Here is a 26,806-nt window from a genome sequence, read left to right as displayed (position 1 = left end):
ACTAAGGACTAAGGACTTAAAGATATGGTCGATTGTGTAGTGCGGAACTGGCAAGGAGAAGAAGTCGGACAGGCGACACTCGAATGGCGAGTTGCCAAAGAACAAAGCGCTGCTCATATTATTCATCGTGCACTGGTCAGGCAAATGGCGAACACTCGTCAAGGAAATGCCTCCACGAAAACTCGTGCTGAAGTTAGGGGAGGAGGACGCAAACCTTGGCGACAAAAGGGAACGGGTCGCGCTCGTGCTGGCTCGATTCGCTCTCCACTCTGGCGCGGTGGTGGTGTAATTTTTGGACCTAAGCCCAGAGATTACAGTGTCAAGATGAACCGCAAAGAGCGACGATTGGCGCTGCGCACGGCTTTCCAGAATAGATCCGAAGATTTGCTTGTGGTAGAGGACTTTGCAGACCAACTGCCACAACCCAAAACGAAGGATCTTTTGCAAGCGATCGCTCGGTGGGGAATCGATGAGAAATCAAAAGTACTCCTAATCCTTCCTCAGAAAGAAGAAACGGTTTATTTGTCAGCCCGTAACTTGGTAAATGTCAAACTGATTTATGCGACCAGCTTGAACATCTATGACGTATTGAAGGCTGACAAAATCGTGACCACGAGTACAGCTCTTGCCAAAATTCAGGAGGTTTACGGTGACTAAGTACGCCCCCCACAACCTGGCAGATTTGGTAATTCGCCCAATCGTTACGGAAAAGGCAACGATCTTGTTGGAAGATAACAAGTACGTCTTCGATGTAGTGCCAAAAGCGACTAAACCCCAAATTAAAGCCGCGATTGAAAGCCTTTTTGAGGTTAAAGTTGTTAGTGTAAATACCCAGCGTTCGCCGCGCAAAAAGCGTCGAGTTGGTAGATTTGTCGGTTATAAACCGCAGTACAAACGGGCGATCGTGACCCTAGCAGCCGGAGACTCGATTACCTTGTTCCCAGAAGTATGAAGCACGAAGAGTGAAGTGTGAAATTTTAGTCCAGGCTGCGCTGTGCGATGCTAAGACCTTTTATCGTTTACACTTTATCCTTCTTTTCAGACTTCATTCTTTACACTTGAGCCTTCAGTTGATATAAGGATAGTTTTTATGGGTACCCGTTCCTTTCGACCCTATACTCCTGGTACTCGTCAGGCTACAATCTCAGATTTTTCAGAGATTACCCGGAGTGAGCCAGAAAAATCGCTAACCACATCCAAACATCGTGCTAAAGGTCGCAACAATCGCGGCGTTATTACCAGTCGGCGTCGGGGTGGTGGTCACAAGCGGCTGTATCGCATCATTGACTTTCGGCGCGACAAGCGCAATATTCCCGCCAAAGTAGCCACCATTGAATACGATCCCAACCGGAATGCGCGTATTGCCTTGGTTTACTATCAGGACGGAGAAAAGCGATATATTCTGCACCCCACTGGTTTGCAGTTAGGGCAATCCATTATTGCAGGACCCGATTCCCCCATTGAAACAGGTAATGCTTTACCCCTAAGCAATATTCCCTTAGGAACTCAGGTTCATAATGTGGAACTATCACCAGGACGGGGTGGGCAGATTGTCCGCGCTGCTGGTACTTCAGCGCAAGTTGTCGCCAAAGAAGGCAACTACGTGACGCTGAAGCTGCCCTCTACAGAAGTCCGAATGGTACGCCGAGAATGCTACGCGACAATTGGACAGGTCGGCAACGCTGAGGATCGAAACTTGAGTGCCGGCAAAGCCGGTCGCAACCGCCATATAGGACGACGTCCTAAGGTAAGGGGAAGCGTCATGAACCCCGTGGATCATCCCCACGGCGGCGGTGAAGGTAGAGCTCCCATTGGCAAATCAGGCCCAGTGACACCCTGGGGTAAGCCAGCCTTAGGTGCTAAAACCCGCAAGCGGAAAAAACAAAGTAGCGCTTTGATTGTCCGACGCCGACGGAAATCCTCCAAGCGAGGACGCGGCGGTCGCCAGTCCTAATAGTTTGAAGTGAAAACTGACAAGTAAGTTGACAACTAACAACATTTAAACTATGGGTCGTTCTTTAAAAAAAGGTCCTTTTGTTGCCGATAGCCTTCTGAGCAAAATTGAAGCTTTAAATGCCAGAGGCGACAAACAAGTGATAAAAACTTGGTCGCGGGCATCAACGATTTTGCCCCAGATGGTCGGTCACACGATCGCTATACATAACGGTCGCACCCACGTACCGATTTTCATCAACGAACAAATGGTGGGACACAAGCTGGGCGAATTTGCCCCAACTCGGACATTTCGAGGGCATTCTAAGGATAGTAAGGCTCGTCGTTAAAAGGGTTGAATGGATCAATCAATAGAGTAAGGGTAGTTTGGGGGTACTGGGGAAGTCGCTCTACTTGAATAACCTACCCCTTACAGATTAGGCAAAAGAAAACTATGGCGATAGATACTACAGAAACTCAAGCGATCGCGCGTTACATTCGGATGTCCCCCTTTAAAGTGAGGCGGGTTCTCGATCAGATTCGAGGTCGTTCCTACCGAGAAGCCCTAATTATTCTAGAATTCATGCCTTACAGGGCTTGCGAACCTGTGATCAAAGTCCTGCGCTCTGCCGTTGCCAATGCCGAGCATAATTCAGGTCTTGACCCCGCCTCATTAGTAATCACGAAAGCTTATGCTGACATGGGTCCGAGCTTGAGGCGTTTTCGCCCTAGGGCGCAAGGTCGTGCTTATCAGATTCGGAAACCAACTTGCCACATCACTGTGGTTGTGTCTCCACAAGTTAACGAATAGTCAGTCATTATGCTCATAGGTTGTTGGTGAGTGTTCCGTACAACTAACAACCAACTAACCAAAAATAAGGGAGGATTCGTGGGACAAAAAATTCATCCAACTGGTTTTCGTTTGGGAATCACGCAAGAGCATCGCTCTCGCTGGTTTGCAGACACCAAGCGCTACCCAGAAGTGCTGCAAGAAGACTACAAAATTCGGCAGTACGTCGAGAAAACCCTCAGTAATGCAGGCATTTCTGCCATTCGGATCGAGCGCAAAGCCGATCAAGTCGATTTAGAAGTTCACACCGCTCGACCTGGCGTCGTAGTCGGTCGTGGCGGTAGCGGAATTGAGTCTCTGCGTACAGGTCTTCAAGACGTTTTGGGAAGCAATCGTCAAATTCGCATCAACGTCATTGAAGTAGCGCGAGTTGATGCAGATGCCGATTTAATTGCTGAGTACATTGCCCAACAGCTAGAACGTCGAGTCTCATTCCGTCGGGTTGTGCGTCAAGCCATTCAACGCGCTCAACGGGCTGATGTGCAAGGTATCAAAGTCCAAGTCAGCGGTCGGCTCAACGGAGCAGAAATCGCTCGAACTGAATGGACTCGAGAAGGTCGAGTTCCCCTCCATACTCTCCGAGCGGATATCGACTATTCTTACCGCACTGCCAAAACGATCTATGGGATTCTTGGCGTCAAAGTCTGGATCTTCAAAGGCGAAATCATTCCCTCTCAAGAAGAAACGCCGACGCCTGCTGCCCCTCAACCCCGCCGCCGTCAACAAAGACGCCGTCAGCAATTTGAAGACCGTTCTAATGAATAGTCATGGGTCATTCGTAAAAGACAAAACATTAAGGACAAAAGACTATGTTAAGTCCTAAAAGAACAAAATTTCGCAAACAGCAGCGTGGACGAATGAGAGGTCTAGCGACTCGCGGAAATAACTTGAACTTTGGCGACTTTGGTTTACAATCCACAGAACCCTGTTGGATTACCTCTCGTCAAATTGAAGCTGGTCGTCGAGCCATGACCCGCTATATCCGTCGGGGGGGCAAAATCTGGATTCGCGTTTTCCCTGACAAGCCCGTAACGATGCGCCCCGCTGAAACTCGCATGGGTTCCGGCAAAGGTTCACCTGAGTACTGGGTAGCAGTTGTCAAGCCGGGTCGGATTCTATTTGAAATTGCCGGCGTTCCAGAAGCCACTGCTCGTGAAGCAATGCGTTTGGCTGCTAACAAGTTACCCATTAAAACGAAGTTCATTACCCGTGAAGGGGAACTAGTATAAGTTATGCCTCTGCCTAACATAGAAGACGCTAAAAAGTTAAGTGACCAAGAACTAGCTGATGAAATTTTAGCGGCGAAGCGCGAATTATTTCAGTTGCGGATGCAACAAGCAACCCGACGCTTGGAAAAAACTCATCAGTTCAAGCATCTTCGCCACCACGTCGCTCAGATGATGACGGTCGCACGGGAACGAGAACGGGCTACCGAAGCCGAAGCTAAAGCTGCCAAAGCGGAAGCCCAAGCGGAAGCCCAAGCGGAAGCCCAAGAACCTGTAAAGGAACCCACTGCTATCCAATCCCCTGCTGAGGCTCCTCCAACGGACGTCCAAGAAGAAGTTGCAGACACATCCACAACGGCTCAAGTCACCCCTGAGTCCCCAGAACCTGAGGCAAAAGAAGAGGAGTAGACCCCGATGGCAGTTAAAGAACGAGTCGGTCTAGTTGTCAGCGACAAAATGAACAAAACGATCGTGGTCGCTGTGGAAAACCGATCTCCCCACCCCAAGTACGGCAAAATTGTCGTGCGTACAAAGCGATACAAAGCACACGATGAGGAAAATAAGTGCAAAGAGGGCGATCGCGTCCGCATTCAAGAAACTCGACCTCTGAGTCGTACCAAGCGTTGGAGGGTTATGGAAATCCTCACTAAGACCTCAGAGTAACGGGCGACTGAGTGTTGGGTGTTGAAAAAAACTCTTTGACTCTCAGCTTAATGACTCATAACTCATAACTCTTTGTAGGAGGAACGCCCATGATTCAACAACAAACTTACTTGAATGTCGCTGACAACAGCGGTGCCCGTAAATTAATGTGCATTCGCGTCTTAGGCGCTGGTAATCGGCGCTATGGCGGTGTTGGTGATGTGATCATTGCCGTTGTCAAAGATGCCATCCCCAATATGGCAGTCAAAAAGTCAGATGTCGTTAGAGCCGTGATCGTGCGCACCCGCAAAGGACTACGCCGAGACAGCGGCATGGGCATTCGCTTTGACGACAATGCTGCTGTTCTCATTAACGCTGATGGCAATCCAAGGGGAACCCGCGTTTTCGGTCCGGTAGCACGGGAACTGCGCGACAAAAACTTCACGAAAATTGTTTCTCTGGCTCCAGAGGTACTCTAATGGCAAGTACAAGTAAAAGTGTTAAAAATTCTCCCAATCGGTACAGCATGCACGTCAAAAAAGGCGATACCGTGCAGGTGATCACCGGTCGAGATAAAGGTAAAGTCGGAGAAATCTTACAGACTTTACCAAAACTCAGCAAAGTTGTAGTTAAGGGAATTAATGTCAAAACCAAACACGTTAAGCCTCAACAAGAAGGTGAAACAGGTCAAATTGTAACCTTTGAGGTTCCCATCCACAGCTCCAATGTCATGCTTTACTCTAACAAAGAAAAAGTGACTAGCCGTGTCTGCTACACCTTCACTGAAGACGGACGTAAGGTACGAATGCTGAAAAAAACTGGTGAAATTATCGACTAATAGGTCATTTGTTCTTTGGAGTTTCAAATAACCCATGATAAATGACTTGTAACGAATGACGGATAACCCCTAACGTTCCCTGACAAAGCCCAGGGAAGAAAAGGACAAAAACCATGGCAGAACCCCTGAAAAAAATCTATCAAGAAACGATAGTCCCGAAACTCAAAGAACAGTTTAGCTACACAAATATCCATCAAGTCCCGCGTGTGGTAAAAGTTACCGTCAATCGCGGCTTGGGAGAAGCATCACAGAATGCTAAGGCACTAGAATCATCTTTGAGTGAACTGGCAACCATTACAGGTCAAAAACCTGTAGTGACACGCGCTAAAAAAGCGATCGCTGGTTTTAAAATCCGGCAAGGTATGCCCGTCGGGATTATGGTTACTCTGCGCTCCAAGCGTATGTATGCATTTCTCGAACGCTTAATCAACTTAGCACTGCCAAGAATTCGAGACTTTCGCGGCGTAAGTCCCAGAAGCTTTGACGGTCGGGGTAACTACACCTTAGGTATTCGAGAGCAACTGATTTTTCCGGAGATAGATTACGACAGTATCGATCAAATTCGTGGAATGGATATTTCAATCATCACAACAGCAAATACTGACGAAGAAGGCCGCGCCTTACTCAAAGAGATGGGGATGCCTTTCCGGGAGAAATAAGCCTGTAAGCAGAGGAAGGAACTAATGGCGGCAAACGACACAATTGCAGATATGCTAACCCGCATTCGGAATGCGTGCTTAGTGCGACATCAGACAACAAATGTACCCTCGACAAAAATGACTCGCTCTATTGCCCAAGTCCTAAAACAAGAAGGCTTTATTGCGGAGTATGAAGAAACTGGGGAAGGCGTAAAAAAACACTTAGTGGTTTCCTTAAAATACAAGGGCAAAAACCGCCAACCCATTATCAGAGCCATGAAGCGTGTTAGCAAACCGGGTCTGAGAGTTTACAAAAACCGCAAAGAATTACCGAGAGTCTTAGGTGGTATTGGCATTGCGATTATTTCCACGTCCAGTGGCATCATGACTGACCGGGAAGCACGCCGCCAGGGAATTGGTGGTGAAGTGCTGTGCTATGTCTGGTAGAAGTCAGAAGTCAGAAGTCAGGAGTCAGATGATTCTCTGAATTCTGAATTCTGAATTCTGAATTCTGAATTCTGAAGGAGGATTAATTTATGTCGCGGATTGGCAAGCGCCCGATCGACATTCCGAATAAAGTAACCGTGACGATTGACGGTCAAAACGTTACCGTCAAAGGACCCAAAGGAGAACTTCAGCGAGTTCTGCCAGGACAAGTCAAAGTAGAACAAGAAGGTGAAATCATCCATGTGTTGCGTAGGGACGAGTCTAGAGTGGCTCGCCAGCGTCACGGTCTGTCTCGCACCTTAGTTGCCAATATGGTTGAGGGAGTTTCTCAAGGATTTCAAAAGCGTTTGGAAATCCAGGGAGTGGGTTATCGCGCCCAAGTTCAAGGTCGCAATTTGATTTTGAATGTTGGCTACAGCAAACCCGTAGAAATTGTCCCACCTGAAGGAATTCAGCTAGCTGTTGAAAGCAACACTAACGTAATTGTTAGTGGGATCAACAAAGAAATTGTTGGTAACACAGCGGCTAAAATTCGTGGAGTTCGTCCTCCAGAAGTCTATAAGGGTAAAGGCATTCGGTATGCCGGTGAAATGATCAGACGGAAAGCTGGTAAAGCAGGTAAGAAGTAACCATGAAGCTCACTCGCAAAGAATTACTCAAACGCAGGCATCGACGGGTGCGCCGGAATATGAATGGCTCTTCCGAGCGCCCCAGATTAGCTGTGTTTCGTTCAAATCAACATATCTATGTTCAGGTCATTGACGATAACTTGCAACATACCCTAGCCGCTGCTTCTACCTTAGATCCTGAACTTCGATCGCAATTAAACTCCAGATCAACCTGTGAGGCATCAGCCGCAGTGGGTAAATTAATTGCCCAGCGAGCGATTGAAAAAGGCGTCTCAAAAGTGGTTTTTGACCGAGGGGGGAACCTTTACCACGGTCGCGTCAAATCTTTGGCAGAAGCTGCCCGCGAAGCTGGATTAGACTTCTAAGGTCATTCGTCACAAATTCTTATTTAGAACTGCCCAGCGATCACTGACAAAAGGCAAAAGTATGGCAAATCGTCGAAAGAGTAGTCGCACTAAAGAAAAAGAGAGTACCTGGCAAGAGCGGGTCATTCAAATCCGCCGCGTCAGTAAAGTAGTTAAAGGCGGCAAAAAATTGAGCTTCCGCGCAATTGTTGTCGTTGGCAACGAACGCGGTCAAGTCGGTGTTGGCGTCGGCAAAGCTAGTGATGTGATTGGTGCCGTCCGCAAGGGAGTTGTTGACGCCAAAAAGCAATTGATCGACGTTCCCTTAACGAAATCAAACTCCATCCCTCACCCATCTAACGGCGGCGCTGTTGGTGCCAAAGTCATGATGCGACCTGCTGCACCCGGAACGGGCGTAATTGCTGGGGGTGCCGTGCGCACAGTTCTGGAACTGGCTGGAGTTCGCAATGTTTTAGCCAAGCAACTAGGTTCCAATAACCCTCTAAACAATGCTAGGGCTGCGGTCAATGCCCTTGACTCGCTACGCACTTTTTCAGAAGTGGCTCAAGAACGGGATATTCCCCTTGAGAACCTCTACGCCTAAGCCGTTTATGAGTGGTTGTTCGTTTCTTTGGCAACAACAAACAACTAATACCAGACAACTTCACAAACCATACAGCTTATGAGAATCGATGACGTAGCACCTCAAAAAGGCTCCAAGAAGCGCCGGCGTCGTGTCGGTCGCGGCATCAGTGCTGGTCAAGGTGCTAGCTGTGGCGCTGGGATGCGGGGTCAAAACTCCCGTTCAGGTCGGAGTACCAGACCCGGCTTTGAAGGCGGTCAAATGCCACTTTACCGACGCCTACCCAAGTTAAAGCACTTTACGGTTATTAATCCCAAACATTACACTACGATCAACGTGGGTAAGCTGACGTCACTCTCTGCTAATACAGAAGTGACTTTAGCCTCACTAATGGAAGTCGGTTTGATTACCACCAATGATGGACCATTGAAAGTCCTCGGTGATGGGGAGCTAACTGTACCCCTAACGGTCAAAGCCTCTGCTTTCACCGCTGGTGCCCGGCAAAAAATCGAGTCCGCTGGTGGTAGCTGTGAAGTTGTAAAGCCATAGATGTGGCTTTCGCCATTGTCGGCTTACTCGCATAACCCGCGTGTTCTCTCTTAGGTAGCCCTTTATGGTCGTCAGTCGAGACAAAACCCCAACCGCTCAAGAAACGTTTATGCAGATGGCTCAAGCTGCTGGACTGAGAGGTCGGTTGCTTGTGACCGTAGGCTTATTGATTTTAGCCCGCTTCGGCGTATTCCTACCCATACCAGGAATTGACCGAGCCAGATTTGCTGAAGGCATTGCCAATAACCCGGTTCTGGGATTTTTAGACATTTTTTCTGGAGGTGGTCTTTCCGCCGTCGGGATTTTTGCCCTGGGAATTTTGCCTTTTATTAATGCTTCAATTATTTTGCAACTCCTTACAGCGGCAATCCCAGCCCTGGAAAATTTGCAGAAAAATGAAGGGGAAGCGGGACGGCGCAAAATTTCTCAAATTACCCGCTATGTAGCTCTGGGCTGGGCAGTGATTCAAAGTGTAGGGATTACGGTCGGGTTGCTCCGACCTTATGCCGTCAACTACGGACCTTTATTCATTGCGGAAACAGCACTAGCGCTAACAGCGGGTTCAATGTTTGTCATGTGGCTGTCGGAACTCATTACCGAACGAGGCATTGGTAATGGCGCATCTTTGTTAATTTTTGTCAATATCGTAGCGTCTCTGCCCCGTACCCTAGGTCAAACCATTGAACTGGCTCAAACAGGGGGGCGAGAAACAGTAGGTAAAGTGGTGATTTTGCTGCTGGTTTTCCTGGTCATGATTATCGGCATCGTCTTCGTGCAGGAAGGAACTCGCCGCATCCCCATAATTTCAGCTCGACGCCAAGTAGGGCGACGCCTCTACCGAGAGCGCACCAGTTACTTACCGTTACGACTAAACCAGGGCGGCGTTATGCCGATTATTTTTGCTTCGGCAGTCTTAATTCTGCCAGCTTCCATCGCTGGGTTCGCTCGCAGTGGAGGTAGCCAAGGATTTTTAGCACCCGTCAGCCAAGCCCTCAATGATGTTGCCAATTACCTCAGCCCAAATGGTCCGACCCCTTGGTTGTATGTCACGGTCTATTTAGTCTTGATTCTCTTCTTTAGTTACTTCTATGCTTCCTTGATTGTCAACCCAGTGGATATGTCACAAAACCTCAAGAAAATGGGAGCTAGTATTCCGGGTATTCGTCCAGGACGGGCAACAAGTGACTATGTAGAGCAAGTGTTGAATCGGCTGACATTGTTGGGAGCTGTTTTTCTCGGTTTGGTTGCCGTCGTGCCAACAGCAGTGGAAAACGCCACGGGAATCGCAACATTCAGGGGATTTGGAGCGACCTCGTTACTGATTTTGGTCGGTGTGGCAATTGACACCGCTAAACAAATTCAGACTTACGTGATTTCCCAGCGCTACGAAGGTATGGTCAAGCAATAAAGTTGTCAGGCATTAGTTGTTTGTTGTTGTGTGGGTCGCTCCCTGTGAGCCTCTTCTACCAACAACGAACAACGCATCCTTCATAATCAATAACCAAACCTAACAACGAATGACGACACGATTAATTTTTTTAGGGCCACCAGGGGCAGGAAAAGGAACTCAAGCACAAGTTTTGGCTGAGGAATTGAAGGTTCCTCACATTTCCACCGGAGAAATCTTACGCAGCGCGATTGAGCTTGCTACACCTCTTGGTCAACAAACTCAGTCCTACATGGAGCGGGGTGAATTGGTTCCTGATGAGCTGATGCTCGATTTAATTCGCAATCGCTTGAATCAGGCTGATGCTCAAAATGGCTGGATCTTAGATGGTTTTCCGCGCACTGTTACTCAGGCATCTTTCTTAGAGGATTTATTGCAGGAAATTCATCAGACTTGTGAGTGTGCTATCTATTTGAAAGTACCCGATGAGGTTTTAATTTCAAGGCTCTTGGCGCGAGGACGCCAGGATGATAATGAAAAGACAATTCGCCGACGATTGGACGTTTATCACCAAGAGACGGAACCTGTGATTGACTTTTATAGCGATCGCTCAAGCTTACGAGCGATCAATGGCGATTGCTCTTTACCTGAAGTGACAGAATCTCTTAAAGAGGCGATAGCCCCCTGCTAATTTATTTTTAAAGCAAAAATCAGGACTAGACCGAGAAGAGTTTTGATTAGCAGCCAAAGGAAGAGAGTGAGATCTCTTTGGATCTCTTTGGGGAGATGTTTCTGATTTGGCTTATTTGTGACGATTTTGGCAAAAGTCTTGTTAGTGGATGAGTAACTCAGCCATTCGGATAGCAAATTTGATAACATTATGTTAACACCCCCTAGACAAATGCTCATTCGTTAGTCAGGAGTGTGTTTTAGTAATAAACGCTATTGAGGTAAGGACAAATTGGCTAAACAAGATTTGATTGAAATGGAAGGCACGGTGACAGAATCACTGCCTAATGCTATGTTTAGGGTTGATCTAGATAATGGCTTTAACGTATTGGCACACATTTCTGGCAAAATTCGCCGAAATTATATCAAAATCTTGCCAGGAGATCGGGTTAAAGTTGAACTAACTCCCTACGACCTCACCAAAGGCAGGATTACTTATCGGCTACGCAAGAAATAAATTACACAAAAGCATAGTTTTACTTCAATGACTTAACGAGTGATTGCATAAAAATTACCAATGATGATATAATAATATGCTTGCGTTGTGACTCGATAAAGCATGAAAGTTAGAGCCTCCGTCCGAAAAATCTGTGAAAAATGCCGCGTCATTCGCCGTCGCGGTCGAGTCATGGTGATTTGTCAAAATCCCAAGCACAAGCAACGTCAAGGGTAGCCATAGACTCTACTAGAATCATTTGTAGCACAAAAGTAAGAATAGGGAGAAAAAAGCGTGGCAAGGATTGCCAGTGTAGACCTTCCTCGCGACAAGCGCGTAGAAATTGGTCTAACTTACATTTACGGGATCGGTCTATCCCGATCTAAAGAAATTTTGGCAGCAACTGGCATTAATCCTGATACAAGAGTTAAGGATTTGAGCGATGCCGAAGTTGCTTCTCTCAGGGCTACTGTAGAAAGTAACTATCAGGTCGAAGGAGACCTGAGGCGCTGGGAAGCGATGAACATCAAGCGCCTAGTGGATATTGGCACCTATCGGGGTCGTCGCCATCGCTCAGGATTGCCAGTGCGGGGTCAGCGGACTCGTACCAATGGCAGAACACGTCGCGGTAAGCGCGTAGCTGTTGCTGGTAAGAAAAAAGCCCCCGCTAAGAAGTAACACGTTTATTCAGTTCACCAATCATCCATACAGCCAATAAAGCGACATGGCTCGACCAACTAAGAAAACTGGTACAAAAAAGCAGAAACGCAATGTTCCCAATGGAGTAGCTTACATCCAGTCCACGTTCAACAATACCATCGTCACCATTGCTGACACCCGAGGCGATGTTGTTTCTTGGGCTTCAGCCGGATCGAGCGGATTTAAAGGGGCTAAAAAAGGAACTCCTTTTGCTGCTCAGACAGCCGCTGACAGTGCTGCTCGCCGAGCGATGGATCAAGGAATGCGTCAGATTGAAGTGATGGTCAGCGGTCCTGGGGCTGGTCGAGAAACTGCAATCCGAGCACTTCAAGGGGCGGGATTGGAAATTACCCTAATTCGGGATGTTACACCCATTCCTCATAACGGCTGCCGTCCACCTAAGCGACGTCGAGTTTAGAAACGGGAATGGAAAATTGGAGTGAGCTAGGGTTTCAAGCCCTGCCTTCACTCCCCAGTTCCCAGGCTCCAGGTCAAAGATGAGGAGTATCAGCTAAGGAAGCCATTAGCCGCCCCACTAACCCGCTGGTGCTTTATTTATTTATTGCGGCATGACTCTAAAGATTTGGTTAGGAGCAACACAGCCCAAAAGCGCGTCTTGATGCTTTTGGCGGGGTTTTATGTATTAGGAGGGAGGTCACTGGAGTGGCGCAGTTTCAAATAGAGTGTGTAGAGTCTAAAACACTGAAGAATCAGAGTCAATATAGCAAATTTGTCCTAGAGCCTCTCGAACGCGGTCAAGGTACAACAGTTGGCAATGCCCTAAGGCGAGTTCTCCTGTCCAACCTTGAAGGTACAGCCGTGACTGCTGTCCGAATTGCTGGAGTGAATCACGAGTTTGCCACCATTGAGGGAATTAGAGAGGACGTCCTGGAAATTCTGCTCAACATGAAAGAAGTGGTCCTCAAAAGCTATACGCCTGGACCCCATATCGGTCGGGTCATGATCACCGGACCTTCGACTGTAAGATCGGCTCAGTTCGATTTACCCTCGGACGTAGAAATCGTTGATCCTGGTCAGTATATCGCCACTCTAGCAGACAGTGCACGTCTGGAGATGGAGTTTCGCATCGAAAGAGGCAAAGGCTATCGCTCGGTAGAACGAGGGCGTGATGATGCTTCGTCGGTAGATTTCCTCCAAATCGATGCCGTATTTATGCCCGTGAGTAAAGTCAATTACAGCGTTGAGGATGCTCGCATTGACGGCTCCTTAGAAAAAGACCGATTGCTACTAGATATCTGGACAAATGGCAGCTTGACTCCTCAAGAAGCTTTAAGTCAAGCCGCTGGTCTTCTTGTGGATTTGTTCAATCCCCTCAAAGATATCGATCTAAAGCCAGAACCTGGGGAACGACCTATTGATGAAGATCCAACCAGCCAAATCCCGATTGAAGAATTGCAACTGTCAGTGCGAGCTTATAACTGCTTAAAGCGGGCTCAAATTAATTCCGTCGCTGACTTGCTCGATTACAGCCAGGAAGACCTGCTGGAAATCAAAAATTTTGGTCAAAAGTCTGCCGAAGAAGTGATTGAAGCCTTGCAAAAACGCTTGGGAATTACCCTGCCCCACGAAAAATCTGCCAAACCTAGCTAGTCTGAGTAGATAGTGGCAGGGGACAATTAGCTATTAGCGCAATTTTTTGTAGATTGTAGACGGAGAAAAGAAAGATGCGTCATCGTCGTCGCGTGCCACAATTGGGAAAGCCTGCTGACCAGCGGCGGGCGCTCCTAAGATCCTTGGCAACTGAACTGATTCGTCATGGTCGGATTACCACTACCAAAATACGAGCAAAAGCCCTCCGCTCCCAAGTAGAAAAAATGATTACCCTCGCCAAAGATGGCTCTTTGGCGTCACGGCGTCAAGCCATGGGTTATCTCTACGACAAACAGCTAGTTCATGCCCTGTTTGAAGGAGTACCAGAACGCTATGGCAATCGCAATGGCGGCTATACCCGTATTTTGAGAACCGTGCGCCGTCGTGGTGATAATGCTGAAATGGCAATTATCGAGTTGGTCTGAAACCTTGTCGCGCATTGCCTTAGTTATCCAATACCTGGGTACAAATTTTCATGGCTGGCAGCGGCAATCTCACCATCGCACTGTGCAGGCGGAAATCGAGCAAGTTCTTTCCACCATTGAACAGCGACCCGTGACCCTTCACGGCGCTGGGCGCACTGATTCGGGAGTTCACGCCGCTGCCCAAGTCGCGCATTTTAATGCCACAAGTCCGATTCCGGCTCAACGATGGACTCCTGTTCTCAATAGTAGGTTGCCTGAAGATATTCTGATTCGGGCATCAGCAGCGGTAGATTCTAACTGGCACGCTCGTTTTTCTGCTAGTTGGCGTCGTTATCGATACACCCTCTATACGGACAGCCGCCCTAACTTGTTTGTGCGACCCTTTAGTTGGCATTATTATTATGCACCCCTCGATGAAGCCCTGATGCAGTCGGCGTTAACCCCTCTCAAGGGGAAGCACGATCTAGCAGCATTTCACCGAGCCAATTCAGCACGCAAACATTCCTGGGTAGATGTCCAAGGGGCAGAATGTTACCGAAATGGTTCTTTTATTCATATAGAAATTCAGGCTAACGGATTTTTGTATGGAATGGTGCGACTCTTGGTGGGAATGCTTGTCGAGTTAGGAAACGGTAAGCTAAGTCCCCACCAGTTTAGAGACATTTGGGTCAATCAGCAGCGGGAAGCCGTGAAATATTCGGCTCCAGCTAAGGGTCTATGCTTGTTACGGGTAGGCTATCCTGACTCGCCCTTTCCCCGAGAAGCCTGGTTTGATACCCAACCCAAGTTTTTCTTGCCAACCGTTACCCCGTCGTCGTGCAGCTTAATTTGAATACTTAACCTTTGAAGCGATCGCCAAAATACTGATGGAAAAAACTTACCTACCCCCAACTGATTCTCTAGAACAGAAGTGGTATCTCATTGATGCCGCTGATCAACGTCTGGGAAGGCTGGCAACAGAAATTGCCAGAATTCTTAGGGGAAAAAATAAACCCACCTACACCCCCCACATGGATACGGGGGATTTTGTGATTGTTGTCAATGCTGAGAAAGTAGCGGTGACAGGCAAAAAACGTAGCCAGAAGCTCTATCGGCGTCATTCCGGGCGTCCCGGTGGGATGAAGACGGAAACCTTTGCTAAACTGCAAGCTCGGCTGCCGGAACGGATTGTCGAACACGCTGTTAAAGGAATGCTGCCCAAAAATTCTCTGGGTCGTCAACTTTTCACCAAACTCAAAGTGTATGCGGGTGACAGCCATCCCCATCAAGCCCAAAAACCTCAATTCCTAACCATTGATACGATTCCAGGAGCAGAAAACTAATGCAAGCAACAGACTCAACAGATCGCGCCGTGTACTGGGGTACCGGTCGTCGCAAATCTTCAGTGGCACGGGTGCGCTTGGTTCCCGGTAATGGTCAGCTCATTGTCAACGGTCGTCCCGGAGACTCTTACTTCAACTTTAACCATGGTTATCTGGCAGCGGTAAAAGCCCCACTAGAAACCTTGGGTCTAGAAAATGAGTACGATATCTTAGTCAATGCTCACGGTGGTGGCTTGACGGGGCAAGCTGACTCTATTCGCTTGGGAGTTGCCAGAGCCTTATGCGAACTTGACCCAGACAATCGTTCACCTCTAAAAATTGAAGGGTACTTGACTCGTGACCCAAGAGCTAAAGAACGCAAGAAATACGGCTTGCACAAAGCTCGCAAAGCTCCCCAGTACTCCAAGCGATAAATCGTTGGTCATTAGTCATTAGTCATAAAATAGAAGTATGGACTAAAGACTAAAGACCAACTTCCTGAACTTAACCCTATTAATTAAAAGACGGTTTAGAAAATTTAGGAGTAATCATGCCAAAATCAGATATTCATCCCAAGTGGTATCCAGAAGCTAAAGTCTATTGCAACGGTGAAGTTGTAATGACCGTTGGCTCAACAAAGCCAGAAATCCATGTCGATGTTTGGTCTGGCAACCATCCCTTCTTTACAGGAACCCAGAAAATTATCGATACCGAAGGTCGAGTTGAGCGCTTTATGCGCAAATACGGCATGATCGAGGGCGATGGAAAATCAGCCGATCAATCTCAGCAAAATAAAAAATAGCGGGTTTGCTCTTCTTACAATCGCCCAGCATTAAGAGTTGGGTTTTCCCAACTCACAGCTTTAAAATCTGGAAATCTTCGGCTGGGAGATAGTTTTGTTTAGTGAGCAACCTGGCTATTTTTACGGAGCAAGCGCACAAGTCATGGCGGAAACTTACCTGCTGGAGAAACTGCAATCGGTTGAACAAACCTTTAACGAATTAACGCGCCGTCTGGCAGACCCAGATATTGCGACTAACCCAGTGGAGGTGCAACGGGTGGCAAAAGCCCGTTCCTCTCTGGAAGACGTTGTCTTGACCTACAATACTTGGAAGACGGCTCAAGAGGAGTTAGGGGGAGCGCGACAAATCCTTAAGGAAGCGAGTGGTGATTCAGAGCTGCACGAAATAGCCGCCCTGGAAGTTGAAGAACTGCAAGCCAAGCTACAGCAGCTAGAAATCCGTCTCAAGATCTTACTCCTGCCCCGCGACCCGAATGATGACAAGAACATCATGTTAGAAATTCGAGCCGGAACGGGTGGCGATGAAGCCAGTATCTGGGCTGGGGATTTAGTGCGGATGTACTCCCGCTACGCTGAAAGTCAAAACTGGCGCGTGAAGTTATTGAGCGAGTCATCGGCAGATATGGGTGGCTTTAAAGAGGCAATTCTAGAAATCCAGGGCAACCAAGTTTACAGCAAGCTGAAGTTTGAAGCAGGCGTTCATCGAGTACAGCGAGTACCTGTGACGGAAGCGGGGGGACGAGTTCACACCTCAACGGCAACAGTAGCGGTGATGCCGGAAGTGGATGAGGTGGAAGTGGAGATTGACCCGAAAGATTTGGAAGTTTCTACGGCACGTTCTGGCGGTGCTGGCGGACAGAATGTGAACAAAGTGGAAACTGCTGTTGACCTATTCCACAAACCAACAGGCATTCGCATCTTTTGTACGGAGGAGCGCTCTCAGCTACAAAACCGAGAGCGTGCCATGCAGATTCTTCGCGCCAAGCTTTACGAGATGAAACTCCAAGAGCAACAGGAAGCTGTGACTTCCATGCGGCGATCGCAAGTGGGTACGGGTTCTCGCTCTGAGAAAATCCGCACGTACAACTACAAAGACAATCGCGTTACTGATCATCGATTGGGTCAAAATTATACCCTAAACCCCTTACTGGAGGGGGATTTAGAGTCAGTCATTCAATCTTGCATTACTCAAGACCAGCAAGAACAGTTAGAGGAGATGGCAGCCTCTACTGATACAGACAAATTACTCTTGATTTAAGGAATCACATCAGGAGCGATCGCCCAGGGACAGCTAATGCTGCTCAATTAATTAAATAGTAAAGTACTGAAGCGAAGTTTTCTACATTTAGAGGGAACTTCGCTTTTGCTTATAGCAGTTCTCGTTTGCATAGCCAACAGAGTGGGGACAAGATATTTGAGCGTTCAATCCTGCTACACCTGCATAAGGTCAACTGACTTAGAGTTAGGTCGTCACGTAACAAGCTCTTCTACCCTCAAATCAACTCTAGACTATGGAAAGTAAAACAATTAAGAACAATTGTAAGCGGAGTTATCCCTTAAGCCGCAAGCAATAAGTGACGAGCGAAAGCTAGGTAAAACTGCTATGAGACTTGCATTGAGATACTGGACAACGATCGCAATTAATGCGGCTGGACAGCGTAAAAGAGAGGAGATTGCCCCAGCAAAAGCATTTTTCCTAGCCTCGTTTCCCGAATTCACCATTCACAGTGAAGTGTCCGATGCTCTTGTTCAACGACAACTCCTACACTGGTTCAAACGGGGAACCCAACGTGACGAGAAGGGTCGTTTTTTAGCCCAATTGTGTCTGAAATGCTTTATTTCTAGCCAAATTGAACGAGTTTGTCAGCAATTGGCAGTTCAATTCGGTACTGAACACAGCTTCACCTGCGGCGATTTACTGCCCTTTGTCTTAGATGACGATAGCCGTCGATACGCTCAAGCCGCGACGAACCAAAGCCCTGCCCCCTATCAATCGTTCTCCGATGAAATCCTGCAAAGTTTTGATCCAGAACAAAGCAGTTTAGCAACCTGGACGACACGCCGGGTGAGACATCACAGAGAACTGAATGATTTTTTACTCGAACAGGGCGTGTATCTCGTCAGTGACTGGGCAATCCTCAACGATACCACTCCCAAGCAACTTGATCGGATTTTTTCTCAGTTTCACCAGCTCACAACGGTGGAAATCCAGCAAGCCAAACAACTTCTGGAAAACTACCATGCTGTTTATCGCGCTCAACGTCTCAAACAACGCCAAGCCGGAATCAAAGGAAAATGCCTACCCCCAACCCGCGAACAACTCAACCAAATTAACCAACGCCTATCAAGCCTTACCCCCCAAATGCTCTCAGAAGTTACTTTATTGACCAAACTCCAAGAGATAGCGTCTCGCTTGCGGCAGTACCGAATTCACGTCCGGGGTGGGGCTTTACCGAAAGACGAAACTGATCCAATGACGCTGGCTGAAAGGATTCCCTATCCCAACTCCGATACTACCAACGACCAAACCGAATTTTTGAGAGTCTACCGCCAACACTTTCTCACCAGTTTAGACCAAGCAATAGCCCAGGTAACAAGCGATCGCGTCACGAAATTACAGTGCAAAGACCCTCAAAAAGCCCAAGGGTTTATCATCGCCTTGCAGTTATTTCACTGTCAAGAGCGCTCAATGTCTGACATCGCCAAGCAGTTAAACCTCAAAGCCCAATTTCATGTCAGCCGCCTACTCAAACTCAAAGCCTTTCGTGCCGATATCCAGAGGGAGTTATTAGTGTACTTGCGCGATCGCATTTTTGAGCAAGCCAAAACCTACATTCAACCCGAACGCCTCCAAACATTCCATCAACAAATTGAAGACGCACTCAATGAACAAGTTACTCATGTTATTGAAGAAGCTGCCACAGAAGCCAGTACAGCCACTGTAGAAAAACACCGCTCTCAAAGCAGCCTTTTTTCCCGCAGACTTTGCCGCCACCTCGATACTAGGAGCAACCCCTGATGACTCACTACTCAAATCTTACCACTCAAATGGAACTTGACTTTGAAGCCTTAGCCGTTGAAAGTATTGAACTTTCATTAGAAGCGATTGACCAAGCCGCAGAACTCGCCACTCAAATTCCCAACGAACAACGGCAGTGGCAAACCTATCTCAATGCCTTGGCGCTGTTTAGTTTTGAGCAATGGCTGGCAGAACGCAGTCCAGAAATGAGAGTCAATAAGGAAGAATGCTCTTTGTTTCAGCCAGCAATGGCTAATTCTATTGAAGCAGTTTTTAATCTCAAAGTCCACGGCTTCAAACTCTGCCTAATTGCCACTGGTAGCCTCATGGATGAAGAGGTTACGTTACCCAGAGCTGTTATCGATCTGCCTGAATTTGTTCCCCATTTCTACGTGCTGATAGACGTGCGAGAAGAACAGGAAATGGCGGTTATCCGTGGCTTTTTGCCCTACAACCAACTCCTTGAGAAACGGGCAAGGGTAAATGTAACAGCCGATGAAGACTGGACGTATCAGTTCCCCCTCACTTGGTTTGATGGGAGTCTGGATCGCTTATTGCTGAATTTACGCTGTCTTGAACCCAGTGCTATTCCCTTACCTGCCGTACCCGATGATCGCCTGACACAGCTTTCACGGATGCGATCGCAACTGGAAGCTCTCCTGCCCCAGTTACAGTCTCCTGAACGCCAGCTTTGGCAGGTTTTGAGCTGGGAACAAGGCGCAGTAGTACTCACCAATCCAGAATTACTCAACTGGCTGTATCAATTACAAACTCAAGACGAAGCGCAACCGGACATCAGCCTAACGCCTTACTTATCAGACTTGCTGCAACTGCTAACCCAAAAAGCGGTAAATGTGAGACGTTGGTTGTGGAATGAGTTGGATGAACTGGCTCAGGAATTCTCCTGGCAACTGCTGCCGAGTTTTGCTGGTGCTAATGCCATGCGATCGCTCACTCAAGAAGTGCGATCGCCTGCTGAAGAATTTGAGGGAATTGTGAGAGAACTTCAGCACAACAACGTTGAGATTTCTACCGAGGCGCGGGGTGCTTATCGTAACCTACAACTAGGAGAAACACCCCTGCGCCTGTACGCCCTGACTTGGCTCCTGTTGTCTGAATCAGTTCCCGAGTGGACACTGCTGCTAATAGTGGGGACACCTTCCCAAACCAGTCTCCCTGTCGGTTTAAAATTACGACTTAGCGACCAAACCGGCGTTTTAGTCGAGCAAGAATTAGATACCGATGAGAATCATCCCTATTTTTTCACCAGTGTTGTCGGCACCCAGGACGAAAAGTTTATTGCCACCGTCAGTTTAGGGTCGGGTATCGAACAAACACTGCCTCCCTTTAGCTTTACTTTAGAGCGCTAGGCATAATAGAACAATAGGTTCGATGCAATCAGAACCGGAAACTAGACTCATGAAGAATTTAGCCATGCCTCAGCCTCTAAAATACTTAAGCCTGACAACTACTACTTTACTGCTGTCTCTAGCTGCCCCCATTGCTCTATCTCCCAATTTTCCTCTATTAGAGCAGGCACAGGCACAAACCACTCAAGAGCAACCTAAATTAGCAGATCAACTGCTACAGCAAGGGATTGAGCAGTATCAGCAAGGTCGATTACAACAAGCTTTAGAGACATTGCAAGAGGCTATAGCCCTTTACAAAAAGACAGGGGAACGTCAAGGAGAAGCAGTAAGTCTGACCCAAATCGGCAGAGTTTACGATAATCTCGGTCAATACCAAGAAGCTCTGACATCTTACGAGCAATCATTAAAGATTGCTAGAGACATTGGCGATCGCCAAGAAGAAGCCATTGTATTAGATTACATGGGATTAGCCTACAACGGTCTGGAACAGTATGACCAGGCACTCGAACATCACCAGAAATCATTGGAACTGTTCCGAGAACTTGGTATTCGCCGCAGTGAAGGTATTGTTTTGGGCAACATTGGGGTTATTCATCTCAATGAAAACGATAATGAGGAAGCCCTGGAGTTTCTAGAAGAAGCGGCAAGTATTTATAAAGAGGTTGACGATAAGATTGGAGAAGGGATAATTCTAGACTATTTGGGATTAGCTTATAACAATTTAAACCAATATCCCCAGGCGATAGAATCTCACCAACGAGCCTTGGAAATCTTTAAAGAACTCAATATTCCCCGCTCTCAAGCCATAGCCCTTTACAATATGGGTTCAGTTTACACCCAACTTAATAAACAGGATATGGCGCTAGATTCCTACCAACAAGCTTTAGAAATTTTTGAACAAGTAGGCGATCGCGAAGGAGTTAATGCTGCCCAATCTCAAATTCAGGCTCTTGAACAATAATGAGACGGCAGTAGTAGAGACGTTGCCTGCAATGTCTCTACTCATTAGGAATCAAATACTACACACAACGCCACACTGAGTCGAGTAAGTCCCTTGATTGTACCAGCATTTATACTTACACCCTTGAGGTAAGACAGTAAAGCCTTCTTTGTCTAATCCCCGCTCAACCAGGGTAAATTCAATGGCTGTAGAATCGCTAACGCCACATTGGGTTAACACTTCTTTAAAGCCTGATAATAACTCGGCAAGTTGAGCATTCGTTTGACGAGTTGATTTTATGTCTACATTTTCACAAGTCATAGCTGAGTCCTATTCAGAATCTCGCTATAGTTCTACGGCTTATTTTGTTTGCCCTCCGGATGACTTTTGCAAAAGTTGTATCAAGTATTCTCCCAGGACAGCCTGCTATCGACAGCTCATGTTCAGAAGTCCTATGGGATCATTTATTTTTTCGAGTTCCCTAACCCGCTTCCCCGCAGGATGTAAAATTAACCAGCCGAGTCAGTGTTGCTTCCATCACGGCGGTAGTTTGACCTGATACGGTAAACACGAGGGCTTCTCGATAGACTCGCTGTGCTCCATGATATTTGGTATTCGCCGCACCGCTAGAAGCAGTAACGGCGGCATTGGCACAACGTCCGGCTAAGTTAATTGCCCACACTCTCAATTGCAGTCGTTCTTCCCAAGGGCAAGAATTGGGGGGTAAGGCTTGCATCATTGCCGCCTGACAGCAAGTGAATTCCTCGTGGAGAGACTCAAAAGCGTATTGGATAAATTCCAATTGCTTCCTTTTAGCCGTAGTTTCTAAGATATCTAATCCCGCTCCTGCGCAGCCCAAGGCAAAAAAACCGTGATTCAGTACGTTCTTCTTATCGCTTTCGTGAATAGCTCCGGGTTTTTTAACAAACAGTACTTGCTCTTGGGGTAAAAACCAATGGGTGAGCGCTGCGGTAACAGTATTGGTTGATGTCATTGCCGCGAGTTCCATGGGTTCGCTAAATGCGATCGCTCCCCCAATCTCTCGATTAGTCTCAGTAAAAGGTACAATCCCATAAAGTTCTCGACCATCAGGAAGTACCGCACCCACAATAAAATCCTGAAAGAATCCAAAACCTGTTACCCAAGGCACTGTTCCAGTAACTTGATACCCACCTTCTACAGGAATAGCTTTGACTAGCGGCTCACCGTTTCGCCGCAGTTGGGAAAAACCCACACCGACTAATACCTCACCCTTACCCATCCGAGGAAGGTACTGCTGCTTTAGGAACTCATTCTCACTCTTAGCCAGCAATCCACCTGCACTCTGGTGCTGGGTTTGCAGGAATGCCAACGCACCGGAGTATCTGGGAACGAGTTGCTGGAAGCGGCGAAAGGTAGCTTCGTTGACTTCGGCACCTCCCCAAAGTTGAGGAACTTTTAGCGCTAGTAAAGAGCGATCGCCTAATCCTTTCAGGGCATCTCTCAATGCTTCTGGATGGCTATCAATGTCTGACGCTACGGGTGCAACGGACTCCTGTAGATAAGATTCAGCCACATCTAAAAGTGATTGCTGGTTATCGATATCGCGGATAACACCCTGGTTTTTTGCTGTCCGTGTCATTTTTTGGTCACGAAGTCTTACACTACCCCATCTTTAGACTACTATCTGACTTTCAATAGAGATATGCTAGCTTTGGCATCGAGAAGTAATCGGCTCTTGTAGGCGTGCCGTAAGCGATCGCACTTCTACCTCTGCAACCCCTTCACCCCCATGCCCATTTCTGCTGTTTCTCGTTTAGCTGTCAAAGTTGCTGGAAAACTTCCCCTGCGGACTGTCCTAATTGTCCCCTTCGTGCTGCAAATTGTGGGGACAGTGGGATTGGTGGAGTATCTGTCTTTCAAAAGTGGGCAGGAATCTGTGGAGAATTTAGCGCAGCAGTTAATGACACAGATGGGAGAACGAATTAGCGATCGCCTCACCACTTACCTACAAACGCCTCACCAAATTGTCGCCGCTAACCATCTGGCAGTAGAACAGGGAACCCTAAGCCTGCAAGACTTTGAGCAAATACGACAACAGCTCTGGCGGCAGATGAGCGTGTACCCCTCACTGGCATCAAGTGGCTTTTGGAATGAGCAAGGCAGAATGATTGCTTACGGACGTATCGTAGCAGAGAAGGAGCGCGAGCAAGTCCGTAAGCTGACGGGAGAGAACCTCTCAATTGGGACGCACTTTTTCGGTGAAGTCAGCAACGCTCATCCAGAGCAACGCCGATACTATCTGGTGGATGACGATGGCAAGCCTGAAAAACTGATCTATTCGTTCGTTGACGATTTCCGCCAGTTGCCGTGGTATCGCCACGCCAAAGCCGCTAAAAAACAAACTTGGTCGTCAATTTTTGTTTACAAAAGTTTGCCCATTTTAGGAATGCTAGCAACCGCTCCTGTCTATGATGCAGATGGAGAGTTGCAAGGTTTTTTCGTGTCTGATGTTGCTCTGGGAGCTATCAGCACCGTTCTCAACAAGCTGCACTTCTCGCCGTCGGGACAATGGCAGCACAACTGCAACAGTATTTGACTCGACTCCAAGCCTCAAATAAATCCCTAGCCGAGAGTGAAAGCAAACTCAATCAAATTCTGGAAGCGATTCCTGTAGGGATATCTGTTCATGATCGTACCGGAAAATTAATCTATGCGAATGATAAATCGAGGGAGCTACTGGGGATTGAGGCATTACCGGACGCTGAAACTGAGCAATTGGCAGTAGCCTATCAGGTTTATCAGGCAGGAGGTGAGCAGTTATATCCGGTGGAAGCGATGCCTGTGGTTCGTGCGCTTCAGGGTGAAAAGGCATGGGTTGATGATATGGAAATTCACCTGCCGGAGCAAACAATTCCTTTAGAAGTTTATGGCACGCCGCTATTAGATGAGACGGGGGAAATGGTAGCAGCGATCGCGGTGTTCTTTGACATCACCGAACGCAAACAAACTGAGAGAATTTTAGCCGATTACAACCGTACTTTAGAAGCCCAAGTTGCTGAACGGACTGAGACATTAAGTCGCCGCGAAGCATTGCTCAATGAATCCCAGCGGATTGCCAAGATGGGCAGTTGGTCGTGGAATTTGGAGAGTGACGAGCGATGGTGGTCGCATGAAATGTACCGAATCATAGGTTTGCACCCCGAAGAGTATCCGATTCCGCCTGACGTTGAGACGGTTAATCAAAGCGTACATCCAGAGGATCGGGAGCGAGTTAATCAGATTACTCAACAGGCAATTGAGCAAGGCATTTCCTACGACATTGAGTTTCGCTTTTTGCGACCTGACGGAAGGATTAACTATGCCTTTTCTAGGGGACTCGTTGAACGGAATTCTGAGGGACAGATTACCCACTTTTGGGGAATCACTCAAGACATTAGCGCTCGCAAAACGGCTGAACTTGCCCTCCAACAACAGAAGTCCATCCTACAAACAATTGTTGATAATATCCCAGTTATGTTGTGCTTCTATAAAGCTGATGTTGAAGTGCAATTGATCAACAAAGCTTTTCGTCGCACACTGGGTTGGTCTTTGGCAGAGATCAAAACCCTTGACATTATGGCAGAATGCTATCCAGACCCAGACTACCGTGCCTCAGTGTTAGAGTTCATGACGAGAGCGGATAGTACATGGCAAGACTTTCAGCTTAGAACTCGCACAGGTCAATGGCTAGAAACGACTTGGGCGAATGTTCGTTTACCGGATGGCTCTACCATTGGTATTGGTCAAGATATTAGCGATCGCAAACGAATAGAGCAAGCCTTACAACGGTATGAACGGATTGTTTGTGCAACAACAGATGCCGTTGCTTTAGTGGATAGGAACTCTATCTACCAAATTGTTAATCAGACCTATCTGACTTGGCATAACAAACGGGAAGATGAGATTATCGGACATTCAGTTGCTGAAGTTTTAGGCGCGGATCTATTTGAACATTTAATTAAAGAGCGTTTGGATCGAGCACTAGCGGGAGAGGCAGTCAATTATCAAATGAAGGTGGAGTTAGCGATAGGAGAACGATTTGTCAGTGTTCATTACTCTCCTTATTTTGAGACAGACCGAACTATTTCTGGAGTGGTTGTTAGTGTCCGCGATATCACTCAACTCAAACAAGCAACAGAAGCTGCGGAAGCCGCTAAACAGATTAAATCAACGGCTCAAGGTCAAGCACCAGCAATTATTGCAGTGAGTGCTAGTGTTGTAAGGTTAAACATCGTGATGGCTGAGGATACAAATTTTGATGATTTTATCCGTAAACCGTTCCGTGAAGTAGAAATTTTTGAGGCGATGAGTAAACATATTGGGGTGCGTTTTGTTTACGAGGAATCCAATGAGCTTGCCAATATCCCATCAACCGAGGTAACGGCTGACAATGTTGATGATTTAGCTAAGTTACCGGCTGATTTAGTGGCTAATCTTTATCAGGCAACCCTGGAGGGAGATTTCCAGTTAATGTTGACTCTCATTGAGGAGATTCGCGCTGAAAATGACTCGCTGGCAACTGTGTTAGCAGCTTTAGCGAATAATTTCCAGTTTCAGAAGTTATTGGACTTACTCGAATCCCTCAACGCCTAGATCCCGGACTTCTTCAAGAAGTCCGGGATTTAAACACACAGTTATCCAAACACGACATCCTCATAAAGGGCTTCTAGGGTTCCCTCAAAGTCGATACTGTCGAGGCGAAATGAAGTTTGTTCCGGGGTGTAGAACTGCAATACCCACAACCCCGCTTCGTTGCGGCGGAAAGACTCGACGCGCTGGCGTTTAGTATTGATTAAGATGTATTCGCGCAGGCTATCAAGCGCTTGATAGTCAACAAACTTATCGCCTCTATCGAAGGCTTCGGTAGAGTCAGATAAAACTTCGATGATGAGAGTGGGAAATCGTTTATAAGTAGAGGTTTCTTGGTCGCGGGGGTCACAAGTGACCATCACGTCGGGGTAGTAGAATCGATTCAGGGATTCGATTTGGGCTTTCATATCAGAGATGTAGACGCGGCAACCGGAGCCTCGGACATGGCTGCGGAGGAGGGCAAAGACGTTGCCAGCGATAGTAACGTGGGGGTCACTAGCCCCTGCCATTGCGTAGATTTGTCCGTCGATGTATTCGTGTTTGACGGGGCTTTGTTCCTCCAGTTGGAGGTATTCGTCGGCGGTAAAGTAGGGGTGTTGGGGGGAGGCAATCATGGTTTTAACCCTTCAAAGGCTCCTTTAATTGTGACACTTCAGAGCGATCGCACTTTTATCAGAGTACCTCCGATGCGGGAAACTCTGCGTCTTTAGACCAGAGAGGAACGCGAGGTAGCGGTTTTAACCGCCTACTATCTTTTTCAACCATGATGTGGGTCATTGATGTACCGAGCAATTGTTT

Annotated in this window: 37 protein-coding genes and 1 pseudogene; 35 read left to right on the top strand and 3 right to left on the bottom strand. The window is 47.4% G+C overall.

What is annotated here, in order from left to right:
- Positions 1–24: 24 nt before the first annotated feature.
- The 33 genes and pseudogenes from rplD to IQ257_RS16800 all read left to right on the top strand — a co-directional run bounded on the left by rplD (position 25) and on the right by IQ257_RS16800 (position 21,418).
- Positions 25–657, top strand: a complete 633-nt coding sequence (gene rplD / locus IQ257_RS16960) for a 50S ribosomal protein L4 (protein ID WP_193874549.1) — start codon at positions 25–27, stop codon at positions 655–657.
- Positions 650–952: a 50S ribosomal protein L23 gene (locus tag IQ257_RS16955; protein ID WP_193874547.1), complete on the top strand. Its 303-nt coding sequence runs from the start codon at positions 650–652 to the stop codon at positions 950–952. Before rplD ends, IQ257_RS16955 begins: the two co-directional genes overlap by 8 nt.
- 138 nt (positions 953–1,090) lie before the next feature.
- Positions 1,091–1,954, top strand: coding sequence for a 50S ribosomal protein L2 (rplB, locus tag IQ257_RS16950; protein WP_193874545.1), 864 nt, complete (start codon positions 1,091–1,093; stop codon positions 1,952–1,954).
- Positions 1,955–2,006: 52 nt separating this feature from the next.
- Complete coding sequence (gene rpsS / locus IQ257_RS16945; RefSeq protein WP_193874543.1) at positions 2,007–2,282, top strand: 30S ribosomal protein S19; 276 nt, start codon at positions 2,007–2,009, stop codon at positions 2,280–2,282.
- Positions 2,283–2,386: 104 nt separating this feature from the next.
- Positions 2,387–2,743 (top strand): 50S ribosomal protein L22, encoded by a 357-nt coding sequence (gene rplV, locus IQ257_RS16940; RefSeq protein WP_193874541.1) that lies wholly within the window; start codon positions 2,387–2,389, stop codon positions 2,741–2,743.
- Between the two features lie 78 nt (positions 2,744–2,821).
- Positions 2,822–3,547: a 30S ribosomal protein S3 gene (rpsC, locus tag IQ257_RS16935; RefSeq protein ID WP_193874539.1), complete on the top strand. Its 726-nt coding sequence runs from the start codon at positions 2,822–2,824 to the stop codon at positions 3,545–3,547.
- A gap of 44 nt (positions 3,548–3,591) precedes the next feature.
- On the top strand, positions 3,592–4,011 hold the full coding sequence (gene rplP, locus IQ257_RS16930) for a 50S ribosomal protein L16 (protein WP_193874537.1): 420 nt from the start codon (positions 3,592–3,594) through the stop codon (positions 4,009–4,011).
- A 3-nt stretch (positions 4,012–4,014) separates the two neighbouring features.
- Positions 4,015–4,245, top strand: a pseudogene (rpmC, locus tag IQ257_RS31555) (50S ribosomal protein L29); the annotation flags it as partial.
- Between the two features lie 177 nt (positions 4,246–4,422).
- Complete coding sequence (rpsQ, locus tag IQ257_RS16920) at positions 4,423–4,671, top strand: 30S ribosomal protein S17 (RefSeq protein WP_193874533.1); 249 nt, start codon at positions 4,423–4,425, stop codon at positions 4,669–4,671.
- Positions 4,672–4,760: 89 nt separating this feature from the next.
- Positions 4,761–5,129 carry a 50S ribosomal protein L14 gene (gene rplN / locus IQ257_RS16915; protein WP_193874531.1) on the top strand — a complete coding sequence of 123 codons (369 nt, stop codon included), beginning with the start codon at positions 4,761–4,763 and terminating at the stop codon, positions 5,127–5,129.
- Positions 5,129–5,488 (top strand): 50S ribosomal protein L24, encoded by a 360-nt coding sequence (rplX, locus tag IQ257_RS16910; protein ID WP_228060778.1) that lies wholly within the window; start codon positions 5,129–5,131, stop codon positions 5,486–5,488. Before rplN ends, rplX begins: the two co-directional genes overlap by 1 nt.
- 113 nt (positions 5,489–5,601) lie before the next feature.
- Entirely contained in the window at positions 5,602–6,147 is a 546-nt protein-coding gene (rplE, locus tag IQ257_RS16905; protein ID WP_193874527.1) for a 50S ribosomal protein L5, read from the top strand.
- A gap of 24 nt (positions 6,148–6,171) precedes the next feature.
- Positions 6,172–6,573, top strand: coding sequence for a 30S ribosomal protein S8 (gene rpsH, locus IQ257_RS16900; RefSeq protein ID WP_193874525.1), 402 nt, complete (start codon positions 6,172–6,174; stop codon positions 6,571–6,573).
- 89 nt (positions 6,574–6,662) lie between these two features.
- Positions 6,663–7,202 (top strand): 50S ribosomal protein L6, encoded by a 540-nt coding sequence (rplF, locus tag IQ257_RS16895; RefSeq protein WP_193874523.1) that lies wholly within the window; start codon positions 6,663–6,665, stop codon positions 7,200–7,202.
- Between the two features lie 2 nt (positions 7,203–7,204).
- The gene (rplR, locus tag IQ257_RS16890) at positions 7,205–7,567 is read left to right on the top strand and encodes a 50S ribosomal protein L18 (protein WP_193874521.1); all 363 of its coding nucleotides are present in this window, start codon (positions 7,205–7,207) and stop codon (positions 7,565–7,567) included.
- A gap of 61 nt (positions 7,568–7,628) precedes the next feature.
- Positions 7,629–8,150 carry a 30S ribosomal protein S5 gene (gene rpsE, locus IQ257_RS16885; protein ID WP_193874519.1) on the top strand — a complete coding sequence of 174 codons (522 nt, stop codon included), beginning with the start codon at positions 7,629–7,631 and terminating at the stop codon, positions 8,148–8,150.
- 78 nt (positions 8,151–8,228) lie between these two features.
- A complete protein-coding gene (gene rplO / locus IQ257_RS16880) occupies positions 8,229–8,678 on the top strand; it encodes a 50S ribosomal protein L15 (RefSeq protein WP_193874517.1) in 450 nt (149 codons plus the stop codon).
- 64 nt (positions 8,679–8,742) lie between these two features.
- On the top strand, positions 8,743–10,086 hold the full coding sequence (gene secY, locus IQ257_RS16875; protein ID WP_193874515.1) for a preprotein translocase subunit SecY: 1,344 nt from the start codon (positions 8,743–8,745) through the stop codon (positions 10,084–10,086).
- A gap of 109 nt (positions 10,087–10,195) precedes the next feature.
- The gene (locus IQ257_RS16870; RefSeq protein WP_193874513.1) at positions 10,196–10,756 is read left to right on the top strand and encodes an adenylate kinase; all 561 of its coding nucleotides are present in this window, start codon (positions 10,196–10,198) and stop codon (positions 10,754–10,756) included.
- 270 nt (positions 10,757–11,026) lie between these two features.
- On the top strand, positions 11,027–11,251 hold the full coding sequence (gene infA, locus IQ257_RS16865; protein ID WP_008191178.1) for a translation initiation factor IF-1: 225 nt from the start codon (positions 11,027–11,029) through the stop codon (positions 11,249–11,251).
- A 102-nt stretch (positions 11,252–11,353) separates the two neighbouring features.
- Positions 11,354–11,467 carry a 50S ribosomal protein L36 gene (gene rpmJ / locus IQ257_RS16860; RefSeq protein WP_193874511.1) on the top strand — a complete coding sequence of 38 codons (114 nt, stop codon included), beginning with the start codon at positions 11,354–11,356 and terminating at the stop codon, positions 11,465–11,467.
- 57 nt (positions 11,468–11,524) lie between these two features.
- Entirely contained in the window at positions 11,525–11,908 is a 384-nt protein-coding gene (gene rpsM / locus IQ257_RS16855) for a 30S ribosomal protein S13 (RefSeq protein WP_193874509.1), read from the top strand.
- A 46-nt stretch (positions 11,909–11,954) separates the two neighbouring features.
- On the top strand, positions 11,955–12,347 hold the full coding sequence (gene rpsK, locus IQ257_RS16850; protein ID WP_193874508.1) for a 30S ribosomal protein S11: 393 nt from the start codon (positions 11,955–11,957) through the stop codon (positions 12,345–12,347).
- Between the two features lie 245 nt (positions 12,348–12,592).
- Positions 12,593–13,540 (top strand): DNA-directed RNA polymerase subunit alpha, encoded by a 948-nt coding sequence (locus IQ257_RS16845; RefSeq protein WP_193874506.1) that lies wholly within the window; start codon positions 12,593–12,595, stop codon positions 13,538–13,540.
- A 74-nt stretch (positions 13,541–13,614) separates the two neighbouring features.
- Positions 13,615–13,965, top strand: a complete 351-nt coding sequence (gene rplQ, locus IQ257_RS16840; RefSeq protein WP_193874505.1) for a 50S ribosomal protein L17 — start codon at positions 13,615–13,617, stop codon at positions 13,963–13,965.
- A complete protein-coding gene (gene truA, locus IQ257_RS16835) occupies positions 13,934–14,797 on the top strand; it encodes a tRNA pseudouridine(38-40) synthase TruA (RefSeq protein ID WP_193874503.1) in 864 nt (287 codons plus the stop codon). Before rplQ ends, truA begins: the two co-directional genes overlap by 32 nt.
- Before the next feature lie 34 nt (positions 14,798–14,831).
- Positions 14,832–15,287, top strand: a complete 456-nt coding sequence (gene rplM / locus IQ257_RS16830; protein ID WP_193874501.1) for a 50S ribosomal protein L13 — start codon at positions 14,832–14,834, stop codon at positions 15,285–15,287.
- Entirely contained in the window at positions 15,287–15,700 is a 414-nt protein-coding gene (gene rpsI, locus IQ257_RS16825) for a 30S ribosomal protein S9 (RefSeq protein ID WP_193874499.1), read from the top strand. The genes rplM and rpsI overlap by 1 nt, the downstream gene beginning before the upstream one ends.
- A gap of 116 nt (positions 15,701–15,816) precedes the next feature.
- A complete protein-coding gene (rpmE, locus tag IQ257_RS16820) occupies positions 15,817–16,068 on the top strand; it encodes a 50S ribosomal protein L31 (RefSeq protein ID WP_193874497.1) in 252 nt (83 codons plus the stop codon).
- A gap of 142 nt (positions 16,069–16,210) precedes the next feature.
- Complete coding sequence (gene prfA, locus IQ257_RS16815) at positions 16,211–17,326, top strand: peptide chain release factor 1 (protein WP_193874495.1); 1,116 nt, start codon at positions 16,211–16,213, stop codon at positions 17,324–17,326.
- A 345-nt stretch (positions 17,327–17,671) separates the two neighbouring features.
- Complete coding sequence (locus IQ257_RS16810; protein WP_193874493.1) at positions 17,672–19,087, top strand: hypothetical protein; 1,416 nt, start codon at positions 17,672–17,674, stop codon at positions 19,085–19,087.
- Positions 19,087–20,457, top strand: a complete 1,371-nt coding sequence (locus IQ257_RS16805) for a DUF1822 family protein (RefSeq protein WP_193874491.1) — start codon at positions 19,087–19,089, stop codon at positions 20,455–20,457. The genes IQ257_RS16810 and IQ257_RS16805 overlap by 1 nt, the downstream gene beginning before the upstream one ends.
- A gap of 64 nt (positions 20,458–20,521) precedes the next feature.
- Entirely contained in the window at positions 20,522–21,418 is an 897-nt protein-coding gene (locus tag IQ257_RS16800) for a tetratricopeptide repeat protein (protein WP_193933125.1), read from the top strand.
- A 51-nt stretch (positions 21,419–21,469) separates the two neighbouring features.
- On the opposite strand, the gene IQ257_RS16795 is transcribed toward IQ257_RS16800, so the two are convergent.
- A complete protein-coding gene (locus IQ257_RS16795; protein ID WP_193874487.1) occupies positions 21,470–21,718 on the bottom strand; it encodes a hypothetical protein in 249 nt (82 codons plus the stop codon).
- Between the two features lie 160 nt (positions 21,719–21,878).
- Entirely contained in the window at positions 21,879–23,018 is a 1,140-nt protein-coding gene (locus tag IQ257_RS16790; protein ID WP_193874485.1) for an acyl-CoA dehydrogenase family protein, read from the bottom strand.
- A 150-nt stretch (positions 23,019–23,168) separates the two neighbouring features.
- On the opposite strand from IQ257_RS16790, the gene IQ257_RS16785 reads away from it, so the two are divergent.
- Complete coding sequence (locus tag IQ257_RS16785; RefSeq protein WP_193874483.1) at positions 23,169–23,975, top strand: cache domain-containing protein; 807 nt, start codon at positions 23,169–23,171, stop codon at positions 23,973–23,975.
- The gene (locus tag IQ257_RS16780) at positions 23,948–26,011 is read left to right on the top strand and encodes a PAS domain S-box protein (protein WP_193874481.1); all 2,064 of its coding nucleotides are present in this window, start codon (positions 23,948–23,950) and stop codon (positions 26,009–26,011) included. The genes IQ257_RS16785 and IQ257_RS16780 overlap by 28 nt, the downstream gene beginning before the upstream one ends.
- A 41-nt stretch (positions 26,012–26,052) precedes the next feature.
- Here the strand turns inward: IQ257_RS16780 and IQ257_RS16775 are convergent, their stop codons facing one another.
- A complete protein-coding gene (locus tag IQ257_RS16775; protein WP_193874479.1) occupies positions 26,053–26,622 on the bottom strand; it encodes a Uma2 family endonuclease in 570 nt (189 codons plus the stop codon).
- Positions 26,623–26,806: the final 184 nt, after the last annotated feature.

The organism is Coleofasciculus sp. LEGE 07092 (assembly GCF_015207375.1).
GTDB lineage: Bacteria > Cyanobacteriota > Cyanobacteriia > Cyanobacteriales > Coleofasciculaceae > LEGE-07092.
This window is presented reverse-complemented; position numbering and strand designations above follow the sequence as displayed.

Coding starts and splice junctions, on each gene's coding strand:
- rplD (WP_193874549.1), top strand. CDS start 25: ATGGTCGATTGTGTAGTGCGGAACTGGCAAGGAGAAGAAGTCGGACAG.
- rplB (WP_193874545.1), top strand. CDS start 1,091: ATGGGTACCCGTTCCTTTCGACCCTATACTCCTGGTACTCGTCAGGCT.
- rpsS (WP_193874543.1), top strand. CDS start 2,007: ATGGGTCGTTCTTTAAAAAAAGGTCCTTTTGTTGCCGATAGCCTTCTG.
- rplV (WP_193874541.1), top strand. CDS start 2,387: ATGGCGATAGATACTACAGAAACTCAAGCGATCGCGCGTTACATTCGG.
- rplP (WP_193874537.1), top strand. CDS start 3,592: ATGTTAAGTCCTAAAAGAACAAAATTTCGCAAACAGCAGCGTGGACGA.
- rpsQ (WP_193874533.1), top strand. CDS start 4,423: ATGGCAGTTAAAGAACGAGTCGGTCTAGTTGTCAGCGACAAAATGAAC.
- rplN (WP_193874531.1), top strand. CDS start 4,761: ATGATTCAACAACAAACTTACTTGAATGTCGCTGACAACAGCGGTGCC.
- rplX (WP_228060778.1), top strand. CDS start 5,129: ATGGCAAGTACAAGTAAAAGTGTTAAAAATTCTCCCAATCGGTACAGC.
- rplE (WP_193874527.1), top strand. CDS start 5,602: ATGGCAGAACCCCTGAAAAAAATCTATCAAGAAACGATAGTCCCGAAA.
- rpsH (WP_193874525.1), top strand. CDS start 6,172: ATGGCGGCAAACGACACAATTGCAGATATGCTAACCCGCATTCGGAAT.
- rplF (WP_193874523.1), top strand. CDS start 6,663: ATGTCGCGGATTGGCAAGCGCCCGATCGACATTCCGAATAAAGTAACC.
- rplR (WP_193874521.1), top strand. CDS start 7,205: ATGAAGCTCACTCGCAAAGAATTACTCAAACGCAGGCATCGACGGGTG.
- rpsE (WP_193874519.1), top strand. CDS start 7,629: ATGGCAAATCGTCGAAAGAGTAGTCGCACTAAAGAAAAAGAGAGTACC.
- rplO (WP_193874517.1), top strand. CDS start 8,229: ATGAGAATCGATGACGTAGCACCTCAAAAAGGCTCCAAGAAGCGCCGG.
- secY (WP_193874515.1), top strand. CDS start 8,743: ATGGTCGTCAGTCGAGACAAAACCCCAACCGCTCAAGAAACGTTTATG.
- IQ257_RS16870 (WP_193874513.1), top strand. CDS start 10,196: ATGACGACACGATTAATTTTTTTAGGGCCACCAGGGGCAGGAAAAGGA.
- rpmJ (WP_193874511.1), top strand. CDS start 11,354: ATGAAAGTTAGAGCCTCCGTCCGAAAAATCTGTGAAAAATGCCGCGTC.
- rpsK (WP_193874508.1), top strand. CDS start 11,955: ATGGCTCGACCAACTAAGAAAACTGGTACAAAAAAGCAGAAACGCAAT.
- rplQ (WP_193874505.1), top strand. CDS start 13,615: ATGCGTCATCGTCGTCGCGTGCCACAATTGGGAAAGCCTGCTGACCAG.
- truA (WP_193874503.1), top strand. CDS start 13,934: ATGCTGAAATGGCAATTATCGAGTTGGTCTGAAACCTTGTCGCGCATT.
- rplM (WP_193874501.1), top strand. CDS start 14,832: ATGGAAAAAACTTACCTACCCCCAACTGATTCTCTAGAACAGAAGTGG.
- rpsI (WP_193874499.1), top strand. CDS start 15,287: ATGCAAGCAACAGACTCAACAGATCGCGCCGTGTACTGGGGTACCGGT.
- rpmE (WP_193874497.1), top strand. CDS start 15,817: ATGCCAAAATCAGATATTCATCCCAAGTGGTATCCAGAAGCTAAAGTC.
- prfA (WP_193874495.1), top strand. CDS start 16,211: ATGGCGGAAACTTACCTGCTGGAGAAACTGCAATCGGTTGAACAAACC.
- IQ257_RS16810 (WP_193874493.1), top strand. CDS start 17,672: ATGAGACTTGCATTGAGATACTGGACAACGATCGCAATTAATGCGGCT.
- IQ257_RS16805 (WP_193874491.1), top strand. CDS start 19,087: ATGACTCACTACTCAAATCTTACCACTCAAATGGAACTTGACTTTGAA.
- IQ257_RS16800 (WP_193933125.1), top strand. CDS start 20,522: ATGCCTCAGCCTCTAAAATACTTAAGCCTGACAACTACTACTTTACTG.
- IQ257_RS16795 (WP_193874487.1), bottom strand. CDS start 21,718: ATGACTTGTGAAAATGTAGACATAAAATCAACTCGTCAAACGAATGCT.
- IQ257_RS16790 (WP_193874485.1), bottom strand. CDS start 23,018: ATGACACGGACAGCAAAAAACCAGGGTGTTATCCGCGATATCGATAAC.
- IQ257_RS16785 (WP_193874483.1), top strand. CDS start 23,169: ATGCCCATTTCTGCTGTTTCTCGTTTAGCTGTCAAAGTTGCTGGAAAA.
- IQ257_RS16780 (WP_193874481.1), top strand. CDS start 23,948: ATGGCAGCACAACTGCAACAGTATTTGACTCGACTCCAAGCCTCAAAT.
- IQ257_RS16775 (WP_193874479.1), bottom strand. CDS start 26,622: ATGATTGCCTCCCCCCAACACCCCTACTTTACCGCCGACGAATACCTC.